The sequence below is a fragment of the [Roseibacterium] beibuensis genome (assembly GCF_039542305.1).
Classification (GTDB): domain Bacteria; phylum Pseudomonadota; class Alphaproteobacteria; order Rhodobacterales; family Rhodobacteraceae; genus Roseibacterium; species Roseibacterium beibuensis.
The window spans coordinates 116,976-142,015 of the sequence record NZ_BAABHW010000003.1; the positions used below are offsets into that span (position 1 = coordinate 116,976).

Consider the following 25,040-nt stretch of genomic DNA (forward strand, 5'->3'; position numbering starts at 1 on the left):
CAGGTCTGGCCGACGCAATTCGATGATCTTGCAGGTCGATGGATGGACGGATGGCCCCATTCTGCTGCACCTTGCTGTCATGAGGGAAAACAGCGTCGCAAGACACCTGACGATTTGATGAAAAATACTTCGGGGACACATGAACAAGGCCCACATGCCTCTGTCTGAAACCAGGATGCATCGTGCTGCTCGGGAAGTTGAGAGCCGGGCAATCCATTTCTACCTGCCCTCGTTCGAGGGTGGCGGGGCCGAGCGGTTTTTTGTCCGACTGGCGAACCACATCGCATCGCGGGGTATTCCGGTCCACCTTGTCGTGAACAATGACAACGGGCCGGTCAAAGAGCTGCTTTCGAAGGAAGTGGACCTCCATGTCCTTGGCGGTCGCAAGGCCATTCTCTGTCTGCCAAAGCTGGTCGCGTACCTGAAGGCGACGCGGGCGCCGGCCCTGATCTCGGCGTTGACCCGCACGAACATCGCGGCCTTGATCGCCGCCCGTGTTGCGCGAACGGAAACGCGGGTCATCGTGTGCGAGCGGAACCAGTACACTGCATTGCTGCGCCAGATGGACCCGCTGCGGCGCGTCGCGATGAACGCACTTGTTCGGAAGCTGTATCCCAAAGCACATGCCGTGATCGGAAACACCGATCTGGTGACCCGAGATATAGCCGAGGTCGCTGGCCTATCGGCGGAGGCGACCGGCGTCATCCATAATGCGGCTCCTGACCCGGCGCAGTTGGACGACGCGCGCGCCGCGCCGCCCGACCACCCCTGGTTTCACGATGGCAAGCCCACGGCCATCGCCATCGGACGTTTGATGCCACAAAAGGACTACGCAACAATGCTCCGTGCCGTTGCACAGTCCGGCGACGATCTGCGCCTTGTTATTCTTGGCGAAGGTCCGGAACGCCAGAACCTCGAACACCTGGCCAGAGAGCTGGGCATAGAAGATCGCGTCGATTTCCTCGGGTTCCGCATGGATCGGTTCAGCTATCTCGTGGCCGCCGATCTCTTCCTCATGAGTTCCGTGACCGAGGGCTTCCCGAATGCCTTGATCGAAGCGGTCGCGGCGGGCATCCCTTCGATCTCAACCGATTGCCTCGGCGGCGGCGCGCGGGAGATCCTCGGCCGGGAATTTCCTGACCGCCTCACACCGATTGGGGACCCCGCGGCCATGGCAAAGGCCATTCGCATGGTGATCGACGCCCAAGACGCTGCCTCTCGTGAACTGCAATCCGAACGGATCGCGCGCATTGCCAAACGATACCAGATGTCCGAGGTTGCTGACGCCTTTCTAGCGAGAGCTTGGGAATGAAGAACCCCTTGCGCACCATGGAATACGCCATCGCGATGTTCGGATTGTTCTTCATGTCCGGGTCGCTGACGTCGACCCTGACACCGGAAGGCTCGGAAACGGCCCCGATGGTGCAGATCCTTGGTGCGTCGCTCGGCCTTTTCGGTGGCATCGCCCTGCTGACCATCAAGGGATCAATCGCGCGCATTTTCACTGTCTACTGGGCGTCGATACTGCCCGTGTTGTTCGCACTTGCCACCCTGGCCTGGACGGCTGCCCCGGACCTGACCTTGCGCCGTGTCGGCAGCCTCGGGCTGACCACGGCCTTTGCGTTCTGGCTCGCCTTCCGCTTTTCGCCGAAACAACTGTTTCACCTTGTGGTCATGGCATCGGCGGTGATCGTGCTGGCCAATTTTGCCAACATCCTGCTCAACCCGGCAAAGGGCATCCATCAAGCCTACGACGAATTGGCGGCACATCATGCCGGCAGTTGGCGGGGGCTTTTCGGTCACAAGAACGATTTTGGCCGCGTGATCTCGCTGACCGCGTCGATCCTGATCTTGGGGTTCGTTTTCGGCACCGGCGGCCGATATGGCCGTTGGCTCATACTGCCAATATTTGCAATCGCGGGACTGATGGTGTTGCGATCGAACTCATCGCAGGCGGTCCTGCTCGCCGCGACGGTTCCCGTTGGCATCGCGCTGCTTCTCGCCATGCGGCGCATGTCGCCCGCGGGACGTTCGCTGTTGATTCTGATGGCCCTCCCCGTCGCGGTGACGTCGGCGGTTTCGGCTCAACTCATCTTTGAATATACGCTGCACCTCCTTGGGCGGGACGCGACCCTCACGGGCCGAACGGTCATTTGGGAGGGGGTCATCGTCGCCCTTGGCGGCACAAGTGTCGCGGGCGGGGGATACGGCGCCGGTTGGATCATCATCGGCCCGCGGCTCACAGCCTTGACCGGGGCAGATGTCGGGCACGCGCACAACGGCTTTCTCGATCTGTTGGTCGATGTGGGCTATATCGGCGTCGGCCTGACACTGTTTTTCATGGCATGGCTGGGGGCCAAGGCGTTCGGAAACCTGATGCGCGACGCCAAACCTGAACTTTCCGCACTTGCGCTGACCTTGGTCCTCTTTTCCCTGATCGGGAACGTGGCCGGCTCATTCCTCCTGGAGCACAACAGCATCTATTGGGTGCTTCTGGTCGCGGCATTTGCAAAGCTGCGCGACGCACCGGATGGAGAGCTTCTGACACATCGGTTTGCGACACACCCCTACCCTTACCCCTCGCGCTACCCTTCCATGATTTATCGATCGAACGTGCATGAGAACTGATCGTAGTCTTGGAGCCGAAACCTCTGCGATGCCGCGCATCGCGCCTGGCACGCGCGTGGCATTCCTCATCAATTCGATGGAGGGCGGGGGCGCCGAGCGAGCGATGGCAAACCTGCTTGGGCATTTGCTGCCGCACTTGGATGATTGCGAAATCGAACTGATCCTGCTGGACGATCTTCCCCGGAAGCAAACGCTGCCCGACGGGCTCAAGATCACCACCCTGGATGGCAGGAAGAAGATGGCACGCAGCCTGTTCCAGCTTCATCGCTATTGGTCGTCAAAAGGTCCGCACCCGGAGGTCTGCATCAGCTTCCTTGCGCGTGCCAATGTCATCAATGTCCTGCTTGCCTACCGTTTCGGCCACAAGACCATCATCAGCGAGCGCGTGAACACATCCAGCCATATTGCCGGGTCCCGCGCAGAGCCCCTGTTGGCTTGGATCACGAAGCGCACCTATTCGAAAGCCGACCATGTCATACCGGTCAGCGGCGGCGTTGCGGACGATCTGGCCGGACGCTTCGATGTACCAAGAACGCGCATGTCGGTTATCGGGAATCCGATTGATGCCGAACGCCTGAAGACCCTGGCCCAACAGCCGCCGGCAATCGATCTGCCCGAGGACTATTTTCTTGGCGTTGGCCGGCTGGTGCCCAACAAGAATTTCAGCCTGCTCATTGATGCATTCGCGCAGTCGGGAACAGTGTCGTCTCTGGTGCTTCTCGGCCAGGGACCGGAGCTTGAGGAACTGAAGAAGAAGGCCACGCAGCTCGGGGTTGCGGACCGGGTGCTTTTTGCGGGTTTCGTAGAAAATCCCTATCCGATCATGGCCCGCGCACGGGCGCTGGTCTCCGCCTCGCGCGCCGAGGGCTTCCCGAACACTCTTATCGAAGCGATGTCTGTCGGATGCCCCGTGGTCGCGACGGATTGCCCCTCAGGCCCGGCAGAAGTCCTGGACAGCGTGCCAGCGCGCCATGCCCCCTGGCCCGACGAGGCATACGGATTACTGGTGCCGATGGAGGATCGCACAGCCATGGCTGAGGCGATCACCCTGCTGGGGGACACTGCGATGCGGGAGCACTACGCCTCGAAGGCATCGGCCCGAGCCGCAGATTTCGGGCATGACGCCGTCACCAAGGCCTATCTCGGCCTGATCGCTTCCATGACAGGAGAGGCCTGCCGCGCGATAGACTAGGATTTCTCCGTTAAGATAACGACCGAATCATGCAACGGTCTCTTGATGTAATTTAAGGACGTAGGACTATGACACTAGCCCGTACGATGGCTCGAGGACTTTACGCAGGCGTCGCCATGTGGCTCTTGGTTGGCACGGTCGCAATGGCGCAGGAGCGCTATCTTATCGGCCCCGGCGACAGGCTGAGCGTCAGTTTCTTGGCCAACCCCACATATGACAGGCAAGTACAGGTCGGCATTGATGGTGCCGTTCATCTTCCGCTTCTCGGGGAACTCAATGTGGGCGGCCAAACCATCAACGAATTGCGGGAACAGATCCCCAGCTTGATGACCGGCGCGGTGTATCGAGAACGCGTGAACGGTGAATACCTCTTGGTCTCGATCGAACCCGAGGAAGTGCTGATCGACGTCGTGGAGTATCGTCCCGTCTATTTCGACGGTGCGATCAACAGCCCCGGGCAACAGTCTTTCCAGATTGGCATGACGGTGCGCCAGGGGATTGCCGCGGCAGCCGGGCTTGCGATTGCAGATCAGGGGTCGATTTCAGGATCAGAACTGCGGAACCACCCAAGGGTTCTGATGGCCGATCTAATCGGACTGCTTGCGGAAATGGCGGTGCACGAAGCCATACTCGCCGGTAGCGATGAGTTGGATCTGTCCGACCTCGAGGCGCTCAATGCGCCTGCCGATCTGATCGAGGAGGCGATCGCGCTTGCGCGTAGCCAAGTCCAGACGTCAGGAGACATCCTGAGCGAAGAAATCACCTTTCTCGACACCTCCGTGCAAGAGGCGGAAGCGCGCGTCATCGCGGCGCTTCGTCATGAAGAGACCATGACCGAAATCGCGGAAACCGAGGCCGCCGAGGTTGAGCGTGTCGAAGGGCTCGTGGCTCGGCGCATCGTGTCGAGTGAGTTGCTGACAACGACGCGCCGCCTGTATCTGCAAGCGATCGAGCGGCTAGGAGATGTGCAGGCCGAGCGATTGGAAGCGGAAGCCTCGCGGCGTGAGCTGGTCCTTGAACGGAACCAGGCCATGCGTGAGCGCGCGCTTGAAATCCAGGCGCGCTTGCAGGAGCTGTCTCAACAAGTCGCTCAGTTGCGGGTCCGGATCGAGCTGAGCTCGGCGGTTCCAACCACACTGGGTCTTGACGAAACGCCCACGACCGTTCCGCGCATCATCATTTTCCGCCAAATCGGTGGGCAATCCCAAGAGATCGAGGCACGGCCGGAAACCCTGCTTTTACCCGGCGATGTCGTGAATGTTAGTCTCCGAAACTGAAAGGGGCTTTGCACGCTTGGGGCAGTAGTTCCACTTCAGGTAAACTGTATTGGTATTCGTATTCATGTCGCGATTTTCTGACATTGATGTTTCCGGGGCCGGCCGAGCCATGCCTGGCCCCAAGGAGAGGTTGAATGAACAATAATAATTCTGGCGCGAAACAAAGTGGTTTTCGCCAGGTTCCGACGCTTATGATTGGCGGTGATGACGGGCGCGAATTTGGCCGCGCTTCGTCTGCGCCCCTCTTCGATTTCAGATCGGTACGGCGGCTGCTGCGTCGGCATCGGTTTTTCATTGCCATCGTATGTGCGATCTGCATCGCCGCCACCGTGGTCCTGGATCGCCTGACGCCGACCGTCTACTCGGCCTCAACACGCATCCTGCTGGACGAACAGGTCATCAACCCTTTTGGCCGGGATGAGATTTTCTCCGACCTGAGCCTCAGCAACCCTGCCGTGGAAAGCCAGATGCAGGTCATGCGATCGCCTTACCTGCTGTCGCGCGCGGTGGATCGACTGGAACTCGGCGAGAACGAAGAGTTCATGGCACCCGCCACCACCGACCTCGCCCAAAGCATTCGACGGCTAAGGGACCGCGTGTTCCCGATGCTCGCTGAAGAGCCGCCTGAAACCACACCGGCCGAGCGGTTTCAAATGGCCGTGGAAAGGCTGGGCGACAACCTTCGCGTCACGCGCAACGCGCAGACCCTGGTCATCCGGCTTCAATACACGGCCAGTTCCCCGGAACTGGCGGCCGAGATCGTGAACGCAGTCGCGCAGACTTACATCGACAACCGCCTTGGTGTGCGCCAGGAAACCGCGCAGCGGGCAGCCGAGTGGTTCGACGAGCGCATGGCCGAGCTGAACGTCCGGGCGCTGGAAGTCGAGCAACGCATGGAACGGATGAGCGGCGGCGGTGGCGATGCGCTGGACGCCTCGGAAACGGCCGCCAGCTTGCAGCGGGCCCGGCAAGAGTTGCAGAACGCGCTCGCAGAACGCGCGCGCGCCCAGACGGACGTCATGCGACTCCGGGCATTGGTCGAGAGTGGCCGCGGGCTGAGGGGTGTGCCGTCGAGCTTCGAGTCAGACGCGTTGCAAACCCTCATCGAAGAGGCGGACGCGGTGCGGGCCGAGCTTGCCCTGGCGCTTCAGGCGTCGCCAACCGACCGCGCGCAGGTCGAGAGCCTGACCGACCGGATCGAGTCGCTCGAGGCCGCGGGCGCAGCGGTCCTGAACGGTTTGCTGCAAAACGCAGAGGCCCGCGCGACCGAGGCCGAGACGAATGTACAAACCGCGCAAGCCATCTTTGACGAAGCACGCGACTCGAGCGGCGGGAGCGTCACGAACGCGATCGACGTCGAATTACGCTCGCTTGAGGGCGAGGCGCGGATCTACCGGGAACTCAATGAACGGTATCTTCAAAGCTACCTGGAAGTCGTTCAACAGCAGAGCTTCCCTTCGACCGAGGCGACCATCATCGAAACCGCGCTCCCGCCAGAGTACCCTGACGGCGCCAGCCTCAGAGAACTGAGCCTGCTTGCGTTCCTCGTGGGGATATCGCTCGGGGCCGGCGGGGCGTTCCTGCGCGAGTCGATGGATGGAAGTATCCGCACCACTTCGCAACTTTCCAAGAGCGCGCGTGCGCCGGTCCTGGGTCTCTTGCCAGCCGCCATGTCCGATGAAGACGAGGACCAGGAGAACGGTGCGCAACGGCGTTTGCCGGCAATCAGCGTGCCCAACCGACGGGTAAACTACACCCACGAAGTGATTGCGCTTCCGGAAAACAGGGTTTCGCTCACCAAAACCGCGCCCCAGATCTATGCAACGATCTCGTCACCTCTCTCGGCGTATTCCGAAGCGATCCGCCGCGTGAATGTCGAAGCCGAAAACATGCGCTCCCTTCTGGCAGGTGACAAAACGCTTTACCCGAAGTGTATCGGTTTCATTTCCGACCGCCCAAGCCAAGGCCGGTCCGTTGCAGCCGCAAACTACGCCGAAATGCTCGCGGTCGGTGGCGGGCGCACGCTGCTGATCGACATGGACTGGACCGGTCTTTATCTGACGGAATGCATTAGCCCCGCGGCGCATTTCGGTCTGGCGGAACTCACCGCTGCCACGTCATTGATCGAGTCGAACGAAGCCTTCTGGTACGACGAGCGGACATCGCTCTATTTCATGCCCAACCGTTCGATGGACAAGGAAGCCACCGTCGATCCGGGTGTGTTCGACCAAGCGAGGCTCAAGTCGCTGCTGCATGCACTGACCGACAAGTTCGACAACGTGGTCCTCGACATATCCCCGCTGGCTCACTCGTCCGATGCTGCGGGTTTCAGCGATGTGGTGCTTGGCTACGTGGCCATTGCCGACTGGGGTGTCACGCGATCGGACTCCCTCGCCAAGGAGTTGCGACGCGCGGCCATCTTCCCACCGAAGCTCTTGGGAACCCTGTTGAATGGGGTCTCGCAGCAAGAGTTGGATGAATACGAAACCGCTGTGTGACACCGAACAGGTAAGAAGGATCGGCTGATATGGCCATCACCCCACCTTTCGCGTTGTTCGTTGGGCCGACGAAGTCGGGCACAACGTGGATACACGCATATCTCGAATGGCGCGGCGACGTCGCTATGCCGTCAGCGACGAAGGAGACCTTCTTTTTCGACAAGGTCTACGAGCGCGGGTTTGACTGGTACGCGGGGTTGTTTCCGCCCGAGACCGACACACGACTGCGCGTCGAAGTGGCCCCTTCGCTGTTTTACAAACCCGTGGCCTGCGAGCGCGCCAAAACGCATGTGCCCGATGCCAAGATTATCTGCACGGTACGCGACCCGTTTGATCGCGCTGTATCCCATTATTTTCACTATCGGCAACGGGGTGCCCCGCGGACGACTTTGACAGATATGGCAGAAACCTATCCTGACGTGATCGAAGCTGGTCTTTACGCCAAACACGCCCCGCGCTGGGAAACGGCGTTTGGGGCAGACCGCTTTCATCTGATGTCTTACAAGCTGTTGCGTGACGATCCTGAAGGCTTTTGTCGCGAGCTCTGCGAGATCCTCGATCTTGAATACCGCGCGCCCCCGGCGTCTCTGACCAATCAGCAGGTCAATGCGGCCAAGGTGCCGCGCAACCTTTTCCTGGCGCGTACGGTTCAGGGCACCGTGACGCGCCTGCGGCGTCACGGTGCGCACCGCATCGTATCAATCCTGAAGCACACCCCGATCAAGAAATGGCTCTACTCTCGCGGGGAGTCGCTTGCAGAAGAACGGGCTGAGATCAGGGCGCAAGCCACGTCGTTTTCGCCCGCCCTGACAGCGGACTGGGCGGCGTTTCAAAGCCAAAGCCCCCTGTCCGACGTACAGAAGGCGCGATAGGTCGGTTATACCAGCGGCCAGGCTTACGGGCTGCATTGGACGGCTGCGCAGACCGACCATTGATGCGCCTCGACGCCGAGGTCGGACAGGTCGCGCTTTTGGTGAAATCAGCCGCGATCGCAGCGATGCGCGCGTGTGGGCACAGCACGGTTAGAACGGGCGAGGATTTGTTGACTTGATGCAGGACGCAACGCAAAACTATCCGAGTATGCTGCAGGACAGCAATTGATTGTTTATGAAATATTTTTCACCGCCGATCAATTCCAAACGGTGACCATGGAGCGCGACCGATGAGCAGATCGGAGGAAGATTTGCCGCGCTCTCAGGGGTCGCCGCCAAAGCCGCCAAAAGAGGAATTGACGGGCCGCACCCTCAAGAATTTCTTTTGGATGTTCGCGGGCGGCAGCGCGGAAGCGGTCCTCAAAATCGTCGTGGTGCTGATCCTCGCGCGGCTGCTTCTTCCGGAGGAGTTCGGCGTTGTCAGTGCCGCCTTGACGGTGGTCGCCCTTGCCGAGGTCATGGGGCGGATCGGCGTTGCCCCCTCGATCATTCAGGTCAAGACCCTGACCGACGATCATGTTGCGACCGGGTTCACCACGACCCTGGCCTCCGGCATCCTGATGACGGTCGCGTTCTTTTTCCTCGCCGGTCAGATCGCCGATCTTTACCGGATGCCCGACCTGAAGATCATCGTTCAGGTGTTTTCCCTTCTGTTCGTTATCAAGGGGGCCGGGCTTGTCAGCGAAGCGCTACTGCAGCGCAAAATGCGGTTCCCCGAACTGGCCGTCATACGCTTGTCCAGTTACCTGTTCGGCTACGCCATTGTGGCGATTGTGCTGGCGATGCTGGATTTCGGCCCATGGGCGCTTGTTTGGGCACAACTTGCCCAGACGCTCCTGTCGACCGTGCTATATCTGCGCCTTGCCTGGGACGGGATCGCCATTGGCTTCAAGTGGTCGACCTTCGTGACCATGATCCGCTTCGGTCTCGGCGTCACGCTGACCCAGATCGGCAATTACGTTTCACAGAACGCCGACTTTTTCGTTGTCGGCCGCTGGCTCGGGGCCGAGGCGCTTGGGTATTACTCCAGATCGTACCTGTTGCTTCAGCAAGGCGCCCAACTGGTGGGCCGCATGGGCGACCAGGTTCTTTTTCCAACCCTTGCAACCATTCAGGACGACCGTTCACGGCTTGAGCGCGCGCTGAACCGGGCGCTCGCGTTGACGGCGATGACGCAGATCCCCCTGACTGCGCTTTTGGTCGTGGCCGGCCCCGAAATCGTCCTGACTCTTCTGGGGCCGCAATGGGAACGTGCGGTGCTGCCCTTTCAGATCCTGATCTCGGTGCTGCTGTTCAGAACCGGGTACAAGTTCGTCGGCTCCATATTGCGGGCCGCGGGAAGGGTCTACATCGCCGCGCTTTGGCAATGGAGCCACGCACTCGCCGTCATTCTAGGTGCCTTGATCGGGCAACAGTTCGACCTTGAAGGCGTTGCCGTGGGCGTGTCCCTGGCCATCGCCTTTTGTTACTTCTCCGGCCTTTTCCTTGTCAGGCATTTCATCAACGTCAGCAGCCGCGACAGCCTTCGGCGCTTGTTTGGCTACATCATCCTCGGACTTGCTTTCGCAGCATTGCTTGTCGCGTCGAAGATGGTTCTTGCGCCTGTCGGGTTGGGGAACCTCCTGATGCTCGTGATCCTGTTTGCCGAGTTCTTCGTCGTTTATCTTTTGCTGTTCACCTTCGCGCCAAAGATGTTTGGCCGTGAGGGGGAGATCTTGAAAGAGCAGGTTCTCAACCGAATTCGTCGTCGCCGCGCGAAAAACTGAGGAAGACCGCGATGCCCGCATTCCACATTGGTGAGAAACGCATCCTCTTTATCCACATACCCAAATCTGGGGGGACATCCATCAACGCGTGGTTGACCTCCCTGTCCGAACAGAGCCTGTATCAGAAACACCGCCCGAAAGCGTTTCCTTGCGTTCCGCAACACTTCCATGGGGCCCTGCTGGACACGTTGTTCGCTCCGGGATTCTTCGACTACAGCTTTTGCGTCACGCGCAACCCGTATGCGCGCATCCTGAGTGAATACAATTATCGCATCACCCGGCCGAAGCTGAAAAATCGGATCCTTCCGAAGCCGTCCTTCGATCGGTGGCTCAGCACGGCCTTCGCCGGTTTCGCCCGGGACCCTTACATGCATTCCAACCACATCCGGCCCCAGCACGAGTTCCTGATCGACGGAACAGAGGTTTTCAAGCTGGAGGACGGTCTCGATACCCTGCGTGCGAAACTGGCTGAACTGACCGGGATCGCATTGGATGCAGAAGTTCCAAGAAAGAACCCCTCGATCAAATCCGTCACAACGATATCCGAGGACGCAGCGGAAAAAATCTACCGCTTCTACGAGACGGACTTCGAAAAATTTGGATATGACAAAGAAAGCTGGCAGTCGCTGTAGGCGTCTTTACCAACGACGGCGCAATCGCCGTCCCGTCCAATGAAACCGCCCGCTGGTTTCCACGCCGTTCACCAGAACGTTCTCCAGTTCGAGGGTCCCGGCCGTCCCGGTGACAAGACTTTCACGCTCGTCATAGGAAATCTCGCCACCTTCGATCCTGAGATGAGAATCCGGCGTTCCATCGGCCCCGCCGCCGAACCGGATCGGTGACATATCCCCCGCCGAAATCAGCGAACAGTTCCGGGCCGTCAGATTGCCGGCAAGCCAAAGGCACGATCCATCGTTATGGGGGCGTGTGACCGGTTCGGACATCACGCAATTCTCGATCAGATTGCCTGGATGATGGCTCCAGATACGGATGCCGAGCTTGCAACGCTCTGTCCGGCAGTTCGCCATGTAGACATGCTCGGATTTCAGGTCGAACCCGCCGTCGCCCATGTCCGCCGCATAGCAATCCTCGATGCGGACATTGCGGGTCTCTTCCTCAAGGACAAGGCCATCCCCCTGGATATACCTCGAACCCCGCTCCTCAGCCGCAAGGCTGTTGATTGCCTTTTCAAGGCGCAGGTTCCGGAAGGACAGGTCGGCACCGCTTTTGACGCTGATGATCTGACAGACGGCACCACCACCACCGTCAACGAAGTCGGCATCCAGATCGAGATCACGGAACTCGGCCTCGAACAGATCATGAAAACGGGCAAACCCGCGGATCATGCCGAGCGCGGAGCAGCGCTCGACCAAGAGGTCACGCACCGATGTTCCCTGCTCGGTCTCGATGACGCGGCCCACATTGACCGCGTGAATATCGGCAAAGGAAAGGTTTTGGATCTCGCCGCCGGTGTCGAGATTGAAGAAACCGTTTCCGCCGGACCGGAGGTAGGACGGCCCGGAGATGTGGAGGTTCGAGCTGTTCTCCTGAAAAACGATAAAGGGCGCGCCGCCCACGTCCGGTCGCTCTCCCGGTTCGGTCTCGTTGCCGATCATCTGAAAGACCGGGGCCTCACCGGCATGGTCGGGCTGGTGAAACGTCTCTCCCTCGCGCAACACGCCGAAGTGAAGCGACACGGCCTCGGTCGGCGTTCCGGACACTGCCCAACGCAGGTGCTGTCCCGACCATGGGTGTGGGGTTTCCCCCTCGGGCAAGCCGACGAAAATGGATTGCCCCGGACGCGCCGATGCCGCCAACCGGTTCAGGCGGGACAATGGCAGGGCGTTGTTCCAGTCGCGGCCATCTGCATCCCCGCTTGCCCTCAACGACACATGCACCGCGTCGTCAGTGGGCTGGGCCCGCACCGGCCCAGGCAGCGCAGCCGCAGAGGCCATAAGACCGAACAGCACCGTGCGGCGGTTCAAAACCGCCCCTACCCCTGCGCCCAAGGCATCACGGGGTGTCGAGCTGGACACGGTCGTTTTCATGGGACTGATTGTAAATCTCGACGGTTTGATGGGCAATTGACGTCCAGTTGAACGCAGGATCCAGCGGCTGCGCGGGAATGTCATCTGCATCATCCGCCAAGCGCGATGCCAACGCATCAACATCTCTGACCGGGAAATAATGCTCGGGCGATAGGCCGAGATCGAGATTGGGTTGAATATCGCTCAGCAACAGGGGTGCACCAAGGGCCCAGGCCTCAAGCGCCGCGATGGGCAGCCCCTCGTGATGAGACGGAAGGACAAACATCTTCGCATTGGCCAGAAGCTGCGCCACCTTGGCCTGGGGCAAAGCGCCGGTGAGAATGACCTCGGGATGCGCCATTTCGCTCAACATCCGGTCGTGATCCGAATTGCTGTGGCCGCCCACGATCACCAGTGGCGTGCGTATGCCCGATTTCTTGTGCGCGCGGATCAGATCGGCAAAGCCTTTCTCCGGCACCAGGCGACCAACCGTCATCATGTAGCCTTCGGGTTCCAATCCGAATTCGCTCAGGGTCGAGGGGCCGTTAGCGGCCAAGGCACGACCGACGATGTGATCGGCACCATTGGGGACATAGTCGATCTGTTCCGCCTTCGCGGGATAATCGCGGCGCAAACGCTCGGCCAGAGTTGGCGACACCGCGATTGTCCGACAGGCACTTGCGACGCCGATGCGTTCGCCCAGGCGCAAAACCGACCGGGCAAAGGCGTTCCACTTGTCCCGTCGGAAATCGTCACCGTGATGCGTCAGGATGACCGGCATCCCAAGGAGACGGGCCAACGGCGCCAAAAGGCCCGGACCGATCGCATGAATGTGGACGCAGTCCGCATTTTGCGAGAACCGGGCGCGCAGGATTGCCACAAGGCTATTCGACAGCGTTTCCAGATAGGTGTTGCGCATGGCATAGGCCGGAACAACCTCGATTCCCACGCTGGTGCAATAAGGAATGTCGCCGATATAGGGCTTTCGTCCGAAAACGACGATGTCCAGATCGGGGCGTTCGCGCTTCATCCGATCGTAGAGGTTTTCGCAATGCGTCTCGATCCCGCCGGATACGTCCGGAATACCACGCAAACCGACGACGCAGACCTTCATTTGGGGTTTCCTTCCGTTGTCAGCGCGTCATCGCCGGATGGGGACGGCCACTGGTGAAGCGTCGCGCAATCGGCAGGCGGGAACAAGGCGTCGCAAAGTTGGGAAAATAGTGTTTCGCATCTGGAAATGGTCAAAACCCAAGAATTGTAATGCCTGAGCTGAAAGGACTCGGGCGCGAGATTTTGGGCGCCTACTGTTTGCGAATCGGCGTTAAAATCCTGAAGGAGCGCTATTGTTTCCGTAGCGGAAACAGTCATCAATACGGGCATTTGGGCATCTTCATTGGCGTCAGGAATGGGCAAACCGGCGATTTCTTGCCTTTCAGAATAGGTGACAAGGCATTGTAATTAGGTGGTTTTCACTGCTAAAGCATCACGTATCAGCCTCATCCAAGATGCCACATTGCTGCCGTTTTCCATCTATAGCATCCTCCTAATCAACCTTTCGTTAACTCGGGGGCGCTACCAAGAGGATGTACGAGGTGCGAAAAGGGTAGGGGAAAGAACAGAAGATGTATGAGAACCAAAACATAATCGAAGCAGAGCTGTTCAACGACGATTCGGGGTCAAAGCGTCCCGGTTGGAAGGGACCCGACCGCTCGGTGCTCATCGCGCGAAACCTTATGTTCTGGAGTTCCGTCGTGATCAGCTGCGGCGCCATCTACTTCGTGTTGTCGGCCATTACCTGACCCCCCCGAAAACACCCGTTTCGACCGGTATCCGTCACCTGTGTTGCAAACCTCTGAAAGCCGGATCAGTATCCCGATCCCCGGAAAAACTCTTTCCAGAAAGTTTGCGCAGTGATCTTCACATCCAGAAGCAGGGACTGCCGCTGGATGTACTCCAAATCGTAGTCGAGCCGCTTGCGCGCAGCGTGCGCGGTCGAGGTTTCCCCCCTGAACCCGTTCACCTGGGCAAGACCCGTAAGGCCCGGCTTGACCACATGACGGGCCATGTAGCGCGGATCGAACTCCTCGTAGAGCATTCCGTTGGCAAGCATCCCGGGAACATGCGGGCGCGGACCGACAACCGACATCTCACCCTTCAGGATGTTGAAGATCTGCGGCAACTCATCGAAGCTGGTTTTCCGCAACAACCGCCCGACCTTCGTCACCCTCGGATCGTTCTTGGTTGTCTGTGCAACCCCGCTGACATCGCACTGGTCGGTGCGCATCGTGCGGAACTTGTAGATTTTGAACAGGTCACCGTTCAACCCGTAGCGATCCTGCCGGAAAAAGACCGGGCCCGGGCTGCTCAGCTTGATGAGCACCGAAAAAACGGCGAAAAGTGGCAAAAGCAAGACAAGCGCAACCGTTCCGACGAGCAGATCGAACGATCTCGACAGAACACGGTACCCCAGGTCGTTTCGCGGCAGGTGGATGGGATGGTGACGGCGCTCTGACGGGCTCAACACCCTCTGACGCAGCACCCCATCTCCGGCCATACCGATATCGGCACGGCCACCGATACTAGAAAAGTTACTGACTTCATTAGAATATTTCATGGCAGCCTCGCAGCATCGGAAAGTGCGACTGAATGGTGTGCCTTCCCGAGAAAATGAACGATTTAAAAACTTGCCCCCACTATGGCATAGCATACGACCATCGCAACATGCCGGAAAACACAACCTATCATTGGTGTTGACCGGCAAATGCGGCCCAAGATATGCCTAGTTTCTGCCATTTTTCCCACCGAGCGCCCAAATTTTGCCCAGAATGGAGTCGCTTGAGGCCCGAATCGCGTGACGTGTCTGGCATGGGCCGCGACCTTGGTCCGTGGTTGGGCCGCGTTTATTGAAAAGACCCGATTGGCCGGCGGTGGGCGCATGTTTTTCTGTTCCGGCAAGTTGCCGTGGTGTATCCAGCGTACCAATAGATTTGGACAAGAGCTTCCATGCGGAGACCGATGATTATGCGTAGTTTTTTATCAATCTCTTTCCTTCTTGCGACTTTGGTCACCCTCCCCGCCGCCGCGTTTGCCTACGATGACTTACCCTTCTGCGACGAAGGTACGATCGGCGTCGAATGCATCGAGACCTTCTCGGAGGCCGGCCCATGGGAGATCGTCGAGGTCGTTCCGCCGGTAGGCAGCCAGAACGCCTTGGTCATGTCGTCGCCATCCTTCCAGGATCTGCCCGGCATCTTCGCACGCTCTGCGCCGGCCGAACTGGTCCTGTCCTGTCTTGAGAACACGACCCAGTTCGAAGTGAGATTCGGCGAAAATTTCATGTCCGATGTCGGCGACTACGGCACGCTGATTTACAAGGTCGATGACCAAGCGCCGGTATCGCTCGAGGCCGACGTATCCGCGAACAACCGTGCGCTTGGTCTTTTCACCGGGGCCGAGGCCATCCCGCTGATCCGCGGCCTGTTCGAACATGAAAGGCTGTTGGTCAGCGCCACATCCTTCACCGGAAGAACCCTCAATGCGAGCTTCTCCATCGAAGGCCTCGAGACGGCGATCGAGCCGCTTAGGACACTCTGCAACTGGTAGATTTCACCCCCTGAACAAGGCATCGCTTTTCGTGGATCGGTTTGACCACGGGGCAACCGGACTTGGAAATCGGTAGGAGGATTTCATGAAGATCACCATGATCGGCACGGGCTACGTTGGGCTCGTTTCTGGTGTTTGTTTTTCGGATTTCGGGCATGACGTGATCTGCGTCGACAAGGATCCGCGCAAGATCGAGATGCTGAATGCGGGCCAGGTCCCGATCTTCGAGCCGGGTCTGGACGCCTTGATGGAGAAGAACGTCGAGGCCGGGCGCCTCTCCTTCACCACCGATCTGGCCACTGCCGTGGACGGGGCCGATGCCGTGTTCATCGCCGTGGGCACGCCTACGCGGCGCGGGGATGGCCATGCCGACCTGAGCTACGTGATGGCTGCCGCCGAAGAGGTCGCCAAGGCCCTGACCGGCTATGCGGTGATCGTGACGAAGTCGACCGTTCCCGTCGGCACGAACCGCAAGGTCAAGCAAGTCGTCGCCAAGGCCAACCCCGCGGCAGAATTCGACGTCGCCTCGAACCCCGAATTCCTCCGCGAAGGGGCGGCCATCGACGACTTCATGCGCCCTGACCGTGTCGTGGTCGGGGTGCAGAGCGACCGCGCCAGCGAGGTCATGGCCGAGATCTACCGCCCGCTGTTCCTGCGTGAATTCCCGATCATCACGACCGACCTCGAATCCGCAGAGATGATCAAATACGCCGCCAATGCCTTCCTCGCGACGAAGATCACCTTCATCAACGAAATCGCCGCCCTGTGCGAACGTGTCGGCGCGGACGTCAAGGAAGTGTCCAAGGGCATGGGCCTCGACAATCGGATCGGCAACAAGTTCCTCCATGCCGGGCCGGGCTATGGCGGGTCGTGTTTCCCCAAGGACACCAGCGCACTGGCCCGGATCGGGCAGGATCATTCCGTTCCGATGCAGATCACCGAGACGGTCATTCGTGTGAACGAGGACGTGAAGCACCGGATGATCGAGAAGCTGCGCGACCTGTGTGACGGGTCGTTCAACGGCAAGACGATTGCGATCTTGGGCGTCACCTTCAAACCCAACACCGACGACATGCGCGAAGCCCCCAGCCTGACGATTGTGCCGTCCCTGGTTGGCGGCGGGGCCAAGGTTCGTGTGGTAGATCCCCAGGGTCAGCGCGAAGGCGAAGACCTGCTTCCCGGTGTGCAGTGGATGGACGACCCCTACAAGGCGGTGAACAAGGCCGATGTCGTGGTCCTGCTGACCGAGTGGAACGAGTTCCGCGCCCTCGATCTTAAGAAGATGGCCAAGAAGATGACCACCGCCCGCATGGCGGACCTGAGAAACATCTATTCCCCGCGCGACGCCAAGCGCGCCGGGTTCGAAGCCTATGTGGGCGTCGGAAGATAACGTTCCGTAACCAAACGAAAAATTGAACGTGTAATCACGGCCGCGCGACTGATTTACACGCGGCCGTGTGCTTGGTGCACGGGCTCGCCCAATATGTTCATTTTTGCACCAAAATAACGAATGGTTCGTTCTGGCGTGTGTTGAAACAGGGTCGGGAAGCCATCAATTCATCTCCACCGACGGACGATACCGTCACCAACGTGAGAAACGCGGTCTTGATCGACGAGGCCCGTTGCAAAGGAGATTGAAAATGAAACGCACCGTCATCGCTACCGCCATCGCCGCCGCCGTCGCCGCTCCGGCCTTCGCGCAAGACCAAAGCGAAGCTCTCTCGACCGCCATCGAGATCTACAACGAAAGCGTGGACACCAACGCCGAGCGCATCAACAACGTTCAACTTGGCACGCAGGTCAAGATTGGCGAAAACAGTGCACTTGCTACCGCCGTTGAAATCGCGAACAGCAGCGCGGACACGCCCTCTGACCGTATCAGCACCGACACTGTTACGGTGTTCCCGAGCGAACCCGCCTATGCAGCCGACACGATCGCTCGCATCCGCGCCGAAGCCGACAACTAAATCCGTGGTGCTAATCTAACGCTTCCGCAAACGCCTCGCCTGTCTTTCAGGCGGGGCGTTTTGTCTGCCGCAGCCAAGGCCATGTCTTCAAAGCAATCCGGCGCGCAGGCAGTCGTGGAGGTGGAGGATACCGAGGGGGCGCCTGTCGGAATCGACAACGAAAAGGGCCGTGATCTTGTTTTCCGACATCATGGCCAAGGCTTCGGAGGCAAGCATATCAGGCCCGATGCAGCGCGGGTTGTGCGTTGCGACCTCACCGGCGGACCGATCCATGAGATTGGCGATGTTGCGCCGAAGGTCACCGTCCGAAATGACACCGACCAGTTTTTCGGACTCGGTCACGCCAGCAATCCCGAAGCCCTTCTCGCTCATCACCACCAGCGTTTCGGCCATGGACTCGGTCTCCGGAACAAGCGGCAGACGTTCGGTCCCGTGCATCAACTGCGAAACCTTCGCCAATTGCGCGCCCAGCTTTCCGCCGGGATGAAAGGTATGGAATTGCTCGGCAAGAAAACCGCGGCGCTCCATAACGGCAACGGCCAGAGCATCGCCAAGGGCCAGCGTCAGGGTGGTCGATGTGGTGGGCGCCATGCCGAGGCTGCAAGCTTCGGGCTCGGGCGGCAAAAGCAATTTGAAATCCGCTGCCTGCATGAGCGTGGACCCGGACCGGCCTGAAATCGCGATCAGCGGGATGGAAAAGCGGGTGACATGGGCCACGATATCCCGCAGCTCCGAGGTTTCGCCCGAATTCGAGATGAGGATCGCCAGATCCCCCGGTGTGACCATTCCCAGATCGCCGTGGCTGGCCTCGGCGGGGTGGACGAAGGCAGATGGTGTGCCCGTTGACGCGAAGGTCGAGCTGATTTTCCGGGCGATGTGACCGGATTTCCCAATACCCGATAGGATGACGCGCCCCTTCGTATCGAGCACGGCCTGCACCGCATCGGCGAAATCTTCTGGAAGGCTCTCGGCCATCGCGGTGACGGCGCGACCCTCGGTCTGCAAAACGCGCCGAGCGGTGGCGCGGATCATGTCGGAGACATCCTGTTTCATGGGCGTCCCATAGCCCAAGCGAACAGGCTTGGCGAGGGTGGTACTTTCGCTGATGCGTCCGGGCTGGCAAGAAGACGCATGACACAGGAGGACCCCCATGAACCGTCGATTCGGACCTGTCCCTGACCGGGCGATCCGCTTTGCGCCGCGCCCTGGTGTTTATGCCATCATTGATGCCGGCGACGGACTTCTGGCCACGTTCCAGGAAGAACCGCGCGCGGAATTGCAATTGCCCGGCGGTGGGATCGATCCTGGCGAGGCGCCCTTGGTCGCTCTTGCACGGGAAGTGCGTGAAGAAACCGGGTATTCCATTGCCGCACCGCGTCGGTTGGGGATGTTCCACCGGTACACTTTCATGCCGGAATACGGCTACCACGCGCACAAGCAGTGCCATGTCTATGTCGCCCGACTGGGGCGTAGGCATTCGCCGCCGACCGAACCCGGGCACAGCGCGGTGTTCCTGCCGTGGACTGTCGCCCTGTCCGAACTGGACGTTTCCGGCGATCGGTATTTCGTAGCGCAATGGCTGCAAATCCGTGGTCAACGCCGCTAGGTCGGCGGACCGTGATAGTCGAGCACGAGCGCAGAGGCGTCATCCTCGAACCCGGGCGCCGTGGCAAAGGCCCGCAGATCCGATTTGAGACGTTCCAGGAATTCCGCGCCTGTTGCCCTGTGGTACTTGCGGCTCAGCTCGATAAGCCCCTCTTCGCCCAGCATGGTCCCATCGGGCGCGCTGCATTCGGTCAGGCCATCGGTGTAGAATATCAGCCGATCGCCCGGCATCAGGCGCGCGCGATAGACCTGATAGGTTGCGTCTTGCACCAGACCGATCGGCAGACCGCCTTTGCCCAATGTCTCGACGCTGCCGTCGGTGCGCATGAGGATCGGGTGGGGATGACCGGCCTGCACGAAACTGAACTGCCCGGTCATCACATCCAGCATCCCCAGAACCAGCGTGAGATAGCGATCGCCGGTCAGTTCCTCGAGCATCAGCGCGTTGAGACGCGTTGCAACGAAATCCGGTGGAAGGGCGCGAAACACGCCGCCGCCCAAGCCGGACAACGCGATATTCTGCTCGGGGGCCCGCCCCGAGAGCATACCGGCAACCCGTGCCCCGATCATCGCGGAGGCCACGCCGTGACCGGACACGTCGATGCTGTGGACACCGATCATGCCACGAGATGCCTCGAACCAACCAACCATGTCGCCGCCGACATGGCCTGACGACTCCAGCCAAAGCGACAAGTCCACACCCGGCAAGCTTCGCGTCGCGTCCGGCAGAAAAGAAAGCTGCAAGCGGCGCGCTTCCTCGAGGTCGACATCGATGGCGTCGTAGAGCGTCCGAATCTCGGACAAGGCGCGGCCGAGTTGATGGTTCTTGTCCACAAGGGCGCGCTGCATCGCGACGATTCTCGCACCGGCATTCAGACGCGCGCGCAATTCGGAAGGGTGGAGAGGTTTGCTGAGGAAATCATCGGCGCCCGCGGCCAAACCCTCGGCCAAGGCATCCTCGGCCGATTTCGACGTCAGCAGGATGACATAGGCATAGCCCTCGCGCCCGGAAGCCCGCAGGCGGCGGCAAAATTCCGGACCCGTCATGCCAGGCATCATCCAGTCGCAAATGACCAATCCGACGCGCGCGTCGCGGGCAAGCTCCAACGCCTCGGCCGGATCGCCCGATGACCAAGGCTCCATGCCCCACCGCCTCAGCAAGGCACAAAGCATTCCCCTTTGCGCGGCGCTGTCGTCCAGAACAAGAATCGTGCCGCCTACCCCGTCCGCCAGGGGCGGGACGGGAAAGGCATTGGCATAGGTCCGGTCCGAAGTCTCGGGATACATCGCACCTCACTCGTGCGCCCGACTGGCAGGCGTAGACCAATGCTAGGCCGGGTGATCTTAAGGCCCGGTAAATGCTCGAAATCGAAACATCGCGGCGCCCGCGTTTAAGAGTTCTTCAACCTACGCCTGACACTGTCCCAAGCGTGGGGAAGGAGATATTGATGAATTTGATAGATTGGGGCCGCCTCGCGACCCTGCGTGAAGATATCGGTCCGGAAAGCTTCGATGACATCGTAATGATGTTCGTCACCGAGATGCGAGACACCCTCGATCGTTTTACCCGAGGCTCGGAGACGGCGGCGGATTTCCACTTCCTGAAGGGAAGCGCTGCGAACATGGGCCTCGTCGCGATGGTCGAGGCCTGCGCCCGCGCCGAGGAAACTTGCAACGCCGGATTCGCAGCGGATATCGAAGACGTCAAAGCCGTCTTTCGTCAATCGCTGGCAGAACTTGAAACCCGAATGCCGGCACAGATCGAGGCGGCGTAGCCGCTTCAAATCAGGAAATCGGCCAGAACCTCGTCATCTGTAACATCGCGGAAAGCGAATCCGCGGGCGTTTACCCTTTCAAACAAGGCGGGAAAGTTGGTTGCGTCGCCGGTTTCGATGCCAATCAGGACCGAGCCGAAATTGCGGCTGTTCTTCTTGAGATATTCGAACCGGGTGATGTTGTCGTCGGCTCCAAGAAGGTCGAGGAAATCGCGCAACGCGCCGGGCCGCTGCGGCAGGCGCAGGATGAAGTATTTCTTCACGCCCTGCCAATTCATGGCGCGTTCCTTGACCTCGGGGAGGCGCTCGAAATCGAAATTGCCGCCCGAGGTCACGCAGACGACCGTCTGCCCGGCGATCTGGTCGCGCACATCATCCAACACATCGATGGCCAGTGCGCCGGCGGGCTCCAGCACGATCCCTTCGCCGTTCAGCATCTCTTGTATCGTCACGCAGATACGGTTCTCGGGCGCCAAAAGGACATCGGCGGGCGCAACCGATTTCAAAACGTCGAACGTGCGGTCCCCGATGCGCGCGACGGCGGCCCCGTCCACGAACGTATCGGTGATCGGGATGGTCTGCGGCGCGCCAATGCGCAAGGCTGCCGTCAGGCTTGGTCCTCCCACCGGCTCGACCAGCGTGAACTTCGTCTGGGCGCCAACCGCGTTGAAATACGAAATCATCCCGGCAGACAGGCCCCCCCCGCCCACAGGCAGGATCAACCGGTCCGGCGCGTCCCCCATGTCGTCCAGCAATTCAACGGCGACAGATGCCTGCCCCTCGATCACGTCGGGGTCATCGAAGGGCGACAGGAAATGCGCGCCGGTCGACTCGCAATGGGCCTTGGCCGCCGCCAGCGTGTCGTCGAAGAAATCGCCGACCAACTCGATGGTGACGGCATCCCCGCCGAAACGCCGGGTCTTCATGATCTTCTGCTCGGGCGTCGTCACCGGCATGAAGATCGTGCCTTCGACCCCGAAATGCGCACAGACAAACGCGACGCCCTGCGCATGGTTGCCCGCGCTGGCACACACGAATTTGCGTTTCTCGGGCGTCGCGGCCAACACCTTGCGCATGGCGTTGAACGCGCCCCGGATCTTGTAGGATCGGACGGGGCTCAGATCCTCGCGCTTGAGCCAGATATCGGCCCCGAAACGCTCGCTCAGATGCGCGTTGCGCTGAAGCGGCGTGGGCGGAAACAGGTCGCGCAGGGCCTCGGTGGCGGCGCGGGCGGCATCGGAAAACTGGGTCATGACACGGGCGTGCCCCAACGCGGGCGCGCTGTCCAGACTCAGTGTAGCTGACGACCCTCGACGAGGTTGCCGTAAAGCGTTGTCATCAAGGCAAGGTTCACGAGAAGTTGCAGCCACGAAATCACGGCCGACACGAGAACGGCCACGATCCCGACCCCGAAGAGAACCAGCACCGCCTGCGACAACAACCCGCCAACGAGCGCGATTACGATGATCGGCAACAGGATCTGGCCCGAAACAGGCCCCGTCACCTGCCAGCTTTCGCCGATGGACAGCGGTGCGTCGATGGCCGCGGCCGGCAGGACAAGGCCCACGCGCGTGCCCACCCAGCTGATCCCGATGATCAGACCGATTCCAAGGATCAAACCAACCCCGAAACCGGGCAGGATCATCACGACGAGGCCAATGATGATCGTCATCGCGATCATAGCCCCCACAAGGATCAGGCCCACCTGCAACGCACGGATGAAATAACGCCCGTTGCTGGAGCCGCGCCACGACGGGATGGGGCCGCTCGCATATTCCTCGAGCAAGACGAACCGGTGCCATGCCACCGCCGCCCAGACCCAGGCGACGACGCTCAGGATCGCGCCGATCAGCACCAGCAGCCAATTGACCTCGGGCATTTGCTGGGCATTCGGGTTGGAGGGGTCGAAACCGGGCCCGCCTGTCATCAGGTCGGTGTTCGTCACGGCCAGAAAGATCGTGGGGGCCATCGCCAACAGCAGCGTCAACCGCGCAGCCTGCCCGAGATTGCCGAAAACCTGCCGCACTGCGTGGCGCAGCAACTGATACCCATAGTCCATCTCGACCTCCACTCACCTTGCCCCGCCCCTGAAAACCCGGTATCGCCCCGTCGGTCAATGACGAAAGCCTGACGGAGCCCTCCCATGTCCGCACCCAAGAAGGTCGTGCTTGCCTATTCCGGCGGTCTCGACACCTCGATCATCCTGAAGTGGTTGCAAACCGAGTATGGCTGCGAGGTGGTGACCTTCACCGCCGACCTCGGCCAGGGCGAAGAGCTTGAGCCGGCGCGCAAGAAAGCCGAGATGCTGGGCGTCAGCGAGATTTATATCGAAGACCTGCGCGAGGAATTCGTCCGCGATTTCGTCTTCCCCATGTTCCGGGCAAACGCGGTCTACGAGGGGCTGTACCTGCTGGGCACCTCGATCGCGCGACCGCTGATCTCCAAGCGGCTGGTCGAGATCGCCGAGGAAACCGGCGCGGATGCCGTCAGCCACGGCGCGACCGGCAAGGGCAATGACCAGGTCCGGTTCGAACTGGCGGCCTATGCGTTGAACCCCGAGATCAAGGTGATCGCCCCTTGGCGCGAATGGGATCTGACCAGCCGCACGCGCCTGCTGGACTTTGCCGAGAAGAACCAGATCCCGATCGCCAAGGATAAGCGCGGGGAAGCGCCCTTCTCGGTCGATGCGAATCTTCTGCACACCTCGTCCGAGGGCAAAGTGCTGGAAGACCCGGCCGAGATGGCACCGAATTACGTCTACCAGCGCACGGATGATCCGGTGACCGCCCCGGACGAGCCGGAATACATCGAGATCAGCTTCGAGAAGGGTGACGCGGTCGCGATCAATGGCGAGGCGATGTCGCCCGCGACGATCCTGACCACGCTGAACGCCTACGGCAAGAAGCATGGCATCGGGCGACTGGATTTCGTCGAAAACCGGTTTGTTGGCATGAAATCACGCGGCATCTACGAAACACCGGGTGGCGATATCCTTTTGGAGGCGCATCGCGGGATCGAGCAGATCACGCTCGATAGCGGCGCGGGCCACCTGAAAGACTCTATCATGCCGCGCTACGCGGAGCTGATCTATAACGGCTTCTGGTTCAGCCCCGAGCGCGAAATGCTCCAGGCCCTGATCGACAAGAGCCAGGAACACGTCGCCGGCACGGTCAAGCTGATGCTGTTCAAGGGCTCCGCGCGCACCGTGGCGCGCTGGTCGGATCACAGCCTGTATTCCGAAGCGCATGTGACCTTCGAGGAAGACGCCGGTGCCTATGACCAGAAGGACGCGCAGGGCTTCATCCAGCTCAACGCGCTTCGCCTGAAGCTCCTGGCCGCGCGGAACCGGCGCCTGAAAGGATAAGCGCCGCTACGTCGCGATTGTCCCGTTCTCACGGCCCGCCTAAGCCTATGGTGGGCCGTTTTCGTTGCGGCCCTTGATAGGGGTTCGATTTCAATGGGTTTAACTGATCTTGCCGCCCAGATCCGCGAAGGCCTGAACGGCAAAAGCTTTGACGGATCGCTAAAGTTCGATTGCGGCGATGATGGCGTGATCGTTTTGGCCGATGGCTCTGCATCGACCGATGATCGGGACACGGACTGCACAATTCGCCTGAGCCAGGATAACCTGGTGAAATTGCTCGGCGGCAAGCTGAACCCGATGACGGGCGTCATGATGGGAAAGCTGAAAGTGTCGGGCGACATGGGCGTCGCCATGGGCCTCGGCAAGCTCTTGGCCCGCTGAGGCAGGGGGGCGAAGGGCGGCG

Annotated in this window: 24 protein-coding genes; 17 read left to right on the forward strand and 7 right to left on the reverse strand. The window is 60.3% G+C overall.

Features of this window, described 5'->3' with window-relative positions:
• Positions 1-175 precede the first annotated feature (175 nt).
• From ABD923_RS12010 to ABD923_RS12045, 8 genes are all read left to right on the forward strand, one after another.
• Positions 176-1,312, forward strand: a complete 1,137-nt coding sequence (locus ABD923_RS12010) for a glycosyltransferase (protein WP_345229488.1) — start codon at positions 176-178, stop codon at positions 1,310-1,312.
• Positions 1,313-1,419: 107 nt separating this feature from the next.
• Positions 1,420-2,628 carry an O-antigen ligase family protein gene (locus tag ABD923_RS12015; RefSeq protein WP_345229489.1) on the forward strand — a complete coding sequence of 403 codons (1,209 nt, stop codon included), beginning with the start codon at positions 1,420-1,422 and terminating at the stop codon, positions 2,626-2,628.
• A 28-nt stretch (positions 2,629-2,656) separates the two neighbouring features.
• Positions 2,657-3,820, forward strand: coding sequence for a glycosyltransferase (locus tag ABD923_RS12020; RefSeq protein WP_259548799.1), 1,164 nt, complete (start codon positions 2,657-2,659; stop codon positions 3,818-3,820).
• Positions 3,821-3,936: 116 nt separating this feature from the next.
• Positions 3,937-5,097, forward strand: coding sequence for a polysaccharide biosynthesis/export family protein (locus ABD923_RS12025; protein ID WP_345229490.1), 1,161 nt, complete (start codon positions 3,937-3,939; stop codon positions 5,095-5,097).
• A gap of 134 nt (positions 5,098-5,231) precedes the next feature.
• Entirely contained in the window at positions 5,232-7,595 is a 2,364-nt protein-coding gene (locus ABD923_RS12030) for an exopolysaccharide transport family protein (protein WP_259548793.1), read from the forward strand.
• Between the two features lie 29 nt (positions 7,596-7,624).
• The gene (locus ABD923_RS12035) at positions 7,625-8,467 is read left to right on the forward strand and encodes a sulfotransferase domain-containing protein (RefSeq protein WP_259548789.1); all 843 of its coding nucleotides are present in this window, start codon (positions 7,625-7,627) and stop codon (positions 8,465-8,467) included.
• A 389-nt stretch (positions 8,468-8,856) separates the two neighbouring features.
• Positions 8,857-10,293, forward strand: coding sequence for a lipopolysaccharide biosynthesis protein (locus tag ABD923_RS12040; protein ID WP_345229505.1), 1,437 nt, complete (start codon positions 8,857-8,859; stop codon positions 10,291-10,293).
• A gap of 11 nt (positions 10,294-10,304) precedes the next feature.
• Positions 10,305-10,925: a sulfotransferase family 2 domain-containing protein gene (locus tag ABD923_RS12045; protein ID WP_259548786.1), complete on the forward strand. Its 621-nt coding sequence runs from the start codon at positions 10,305-10,307 to the stop codon at positions 10,923-10,925.
• A 6-nt stretch (positions 10,926-10,931) separates the two neighbouring features.
• Here the strand turns inward: ABD923_RS12045 and ABD923_RS12050 are convergent, their stop codons facing one another.
• Positions 10,932-12,341, reverse strand: a complete 1,410-nt coding sequence (locus ABD923_RS12050; RefSeq protein ID WP_259548784.1) for a right-handed parallel beta-helix repeat-containing protein — start codon at positions 12,339-12,341, stop codon at positions 10,932-10,934.
• Positions 12,307-13,434, reverse strand: coding sequence for a glycosyltransferase family 4 protein (locus ABD923_RS12055; protein WP_259548782.1), 1,128 nt, complete (start codon positions 13,432-13,434; stop codon positions 12,307-12,309). The genes ABD923_RS12050 and ABD923_RS12055 overlap by 35 nt, the downstream gene beginning before the upstream one ends.
• A 149-nt stretch (positions 13,435-13,583) precedes the next feature.
• On the opposite strand from ABD923_RS12055, the gene ABD923_RS12060 reads away from it, so the two are divergent.
• Positions 13,584-13,781, forward strand: coding sequence for a hypothetical protein (locus ABD923_RS12060; protein ID WP_345229491.1), 198 nt, complete (start codon positions 13,584-13,586; stop codon positions 13,779-13,781).
• Positions 13,782-13,945: 164 nt separating this feature from the next.
• A complete protein-coding gene (locus tag ABD923_RS12065) occupies positions 13,946-14,122 on the forward strand; it encodes a hypothetical protein (RefSeq protein WP_259548780.1) in 177 nt (58 codons plus the stop codon).
• Positions 14,123-14,187: 65 nt separating this feature from the next.
• Here ABD923_RS12065 and ABD923_RS12070 read toward each other — a convergent pair whose 3' ends face one another.
• Positions 14,188-14,937 carry a sugar transferase gene (locus tag ABD923_RS12070; protein WP_259548776.1) on the reverse strand — a complete coding sequence of 250 codons (750 nt, stop codon included), beginning with the start codon at positions 14,935-14,937 and terminating at the stop codon, positions 14,188-14,190.
• A 446-nt stretch (positions 14,938-15,383) separates the two neighbouring features.
• Here ABD923_RS12070 and ABD923_RS12075 point away from each other — a divergent pair, with 446 nt between their 5' ends.
• From ABD923_RS12075 to ABD923_RS12085, 3 genes are all read left to right on the forward strand, one after another.
• A complete protein-coding gene (locus ABD923_RS12075; RefSeq protein ID WP_345229492.1) occupies positions 15,384-15,926 on the forward strand; it encodes a type VI secretion system-associated protein TagO in 543 nt (180 codons plus the stop codon).
• 85 nt (positions 15,927-16,011) lie between these two features.
• Complete coding sequence (locus tag ABD923_RS12080; protein ID WP_259548772.1) at positions 16,012-17,316, forward strand: UDP-glucose dehydrogenase family protein; 1,305 nt, start codon at positions 16,012-16,014, stop codon at positions 17,314-17,316.
• Positions 17,317-17,566: 250 nt separating this feature from the next.
• Positions 17,567-17,893, forward strand: coding sequence for a hypothetical protein (locus tag ABD923_RS12085; protein WP_259548771.1), 327 nt, complete (start codon positions 17,567-17,569; stop codon positions 17,891-17,893).
• An 87-nt stretch (positions 17,894-17,980) separates the two neighbouring features.
• Here the strand turns inward: ABD923_RS12085 and ABD923_RS12090 are convergent, their stop codons facing one another.
• Positions 17,981-18,946: a KpsF/GutQ family sugar-phosphate isomerase gene (locus tag ABD923_RS12090; RefSeq protein ID WP_259548769.1), complete on the reverse strand. Its 966-nt coding sequence runs from the start codon at positions 18,944-18,946 to the stop codon at positions 17,981-17,983.
• A gap of 97 nt (positions 18,947-19,043) precedes the next feature.
• On the opposite strand from ABD923_RS12090, the gene ABD923_RS12095 reads away from it, so the two are divergent.
• Positions 19,044-19,499, forward strand: coding sequence for an NUDIX hydrolase (locus tag ABD923_RS12095; protein WP_259548768.1), 456 nt, complete (start codon positions 19,044-19,046; stop codon positions 19,497-19,499).
• Here ABD923_RS12095 and ABD923_RS12100 read toward each other — a convergent pair.
• On the reverse strand, positions 19,496-20,785 hold the full coding sequence (locus ABD923_RS12100) for a PP2C family protein-serine/threonine phosphatase (RefSeq protein WP_259548767.1): 1,290 nt from the start codon (positions 20,783-20,785) through the stop codon (positions 19,496-19,498). The two genes, ABD923_RS12095 and ABD923_RS12100, sit on opposite strands and share 4 nt — an antisense overlap.
• 71 nt (positions 20,786-20,856) lie before the next feature.
• Between ABD923_RS12100 and ABD923_RS12105 the strand changes: the two genes are divergently transcribed.
• Positions 20,857-21,273, forward strand: coding sequence for an Hpt domain-containing protein (locus ABD923_RS12105; protein WP_259548765.1), 417 nt, complete (start codon positions 20,857-20,859; stop codon positions 21,271-21,273).
• A gap of 5 nt (positions 21,274-21,278) precedes the next feature.
• On the opposite strand, the gene ilvA is transcribed toward ABD923_RS12105, so the two are convergent.
• Complete coding sequence (gene ilvA / locus ABD923_RS12110; protein ID WP_259548764.1) at positions 21,279-22,526, reverse strand: threonine ammonia-lyase IlvA; 1,248 nt, start codon at positions 22,524-22,526, stop codon at positions 21,279-21,281.
• A gap of 38 nt (positions 22,527-22,564) precedes the next feature.
• Complete coding sequence (locus ABD923_RS12115; protein WP_259548742.1) at positions 22,565-23,332, reverse strand: hypothetical protein; 768 nt, start codon at positions 23,330-23,332, stop codon at positions 22,565-22,567.
• An 84-nt stretch (positions 23,333-23,416) separates the two neighbouring features.
• On the opposite strand from ABD923_RS12115, the gene ABD923_RS12120 reads away from it, so the two are divergent.
• On the forward strand, positions 23,417-24,637 hold the full coding sequence (locus ABD923_RS12120) for an argininosuccinate synthase (protein WP_259548740.1): 1,221 nt from the start codon (positions 23,417-23,419) through the stop codon (positions 24,635-24,637).
• 93 nt (positions 24,638-24,730) lie between these two features.
• Complete coding sequence (locus ABD923_RS12125) at positions 24,731-25,018, forward strand: SCP2 sterol-binding domain-containing protein (RefSeq protein WP_259548738.1); 288 nt, start codon at positions 24,731-24,733, stop codon at positions 25,016-25,018.
• Positions 25,019-25,040 lie beyond the last annotated feature (22 nt).

Coding starts and splice junctions, on each gene's coding strand:
- ABD923_RS12015 (WP_345229489.1), top strand. CDS start 1,420: ATGGTGCAGATCCTTGGTGCGTCGCTCGGCCTTTTCGGTGGCATCGCC.
- ABD923_RS12115 (WP_259548742.1), bottom strand. CDS start 23,332: ATGGACTATGGGTATCAGTTGCTGCGCCACGCAGTGCGGCAGGTTTTC.
- ABD923_RS12090 (WP_259548769.1), bottom strand. CDS start 18,946: ATGAAACAGGATGTCTCCGACATGATCCGCGCCACCGCTCGGCGCGTT.
- ABD923_RS12105 (WP_259548765.1), top strand. CDS start 20,857: ATGCTCGAAATCGAAACATCGCGGCGCCCGCGTTTAAGAGTTCTTCAA.
- ABD923_RS12045 (WP_259548786.1), top strand. CDS start 10,305: ATGCCCGCATTCCACATTGGTGAGAAACGCATCCTCTTTATCCACATA.
- ABD923_RS12070 (WP_259548776.1), bottom strand. CDS start 14,937: ATGAAATATTCTAATGAAGTCAGTAACTTTTCTAGTATCGGTGGCCGT.
- ABD923_RS12040 (WP_345229505.1), top strand. CDS start 8,857: ATGTTCGCGGGCGGCAGCGCGGAAGCGGTCCTCAAAATCGTCGTGGTG.
- ABD923_RS12025 (WP_345229490.1), top strand. CDS start 3,937: ATGTGGCTCTTGGTTGGCACGGTCGCAATGGCGCAGGAGCGCTATCTT.
- ABD923_RS12125 (WP_259548738.1), top strand. CDS start 24,731: ATGGGTTTAACTGATCTTGCCGCCCAGATCCGCGAAGGCCTGAACGGC.
- ABD923_RS12095 (WP_259548768.1), top strand. CDS start 19,044: ATGAACCGTCGATTCGGACCTGTCCCTGACCGGGCGATCCGCTTTGCG.
- ABD923_RS12060 (WP_345229491.1), top strand. CDS start 13,584: ATGCCTGAGCTGAAAGGACTCGGGCGCGAGATTTTGGGCGCCTACTGT.
- ABD923_RS12100 (WP_259548767.1), bottom strand. CDS start 20,785: ATGTATCCCGAGACTTCGGACCGGACCTATGCCAATGCCTTTCCCGTC.
- ABD923_RS12055 (WP_259548782.1), bottom strand. CDS start 13,434: ATGAAGGTCTGCGTCGTCGGTTTGCGTGGTATTCCGGACGTATCCGGC.
- ABD923_RS12065 (WP_259548780.1), top strand. CDS start 13,946: ATGTATGAGAACCAAAACATAATCGAAGCAGAGCTGTTCAACGACGAT.
- ABD923_RS12120 (WP_259548740.1), top strand. CDS start 23,417: ATGTCCGCACCCAAGAAGGTCGTGCTTGCCTATTCCGGCGGTCTCGAC.
- ilvA (WP_259548764.1), bottom strand. CDS start 22,526: ATGACCCAGTTTTCCGATGCCGCCCGCGCCGCCACCGAGGCCCTGCGC.
- ABD923_RS12030 (WP_259548793.1), top strand. CDS start 5,232: ATGAACAATAATAATTCTGGCGCGAAACAAAGTGGTTTTCGCCAGGTT.
- ABD923_RS12020 (WP_259548799.1), top strand. CDS start 2,657: ATGCCGCGCATCGCGCCTGGCACGCGCGTGGCATTCCTCATCAATTCG.
- ABD923_RS12035 (WP_259548789.1), top strand. CDS start 7,625: ATGGCCATCACCCCACCTTTCGCGTTGTTCGTTGGGCCGACGAAGTCG.
- ABD923_RS12085 (WP_259548771.1), top strand. CDS start 17,567: ATGAAACGCACCGTCATCGCTACCGCCATCGCCGCCGCCGTCGCCGCT.
- ABD923_RS12010 (WP_345229488.1), top strand. CDS start 176: ATGCATCGTGCTGCTCGGGAAGTTGAGAGCCGGGCAATCCATTTCTAC.
- ABD923_RS12050 (WP_259548784.1), bottom strand. CDS start 12,341: ATGAAAACGACCGTGTCCAGCTCGACACCCCGTGATGCCTTGGGCGCA.
- ABD923_RS12080 (WP_259548772.1), top strand. CDS start 16,012: ATGAAGATCACCATGATCGGCACGGGCTACGTTGGGCTCGTTTCTGGT.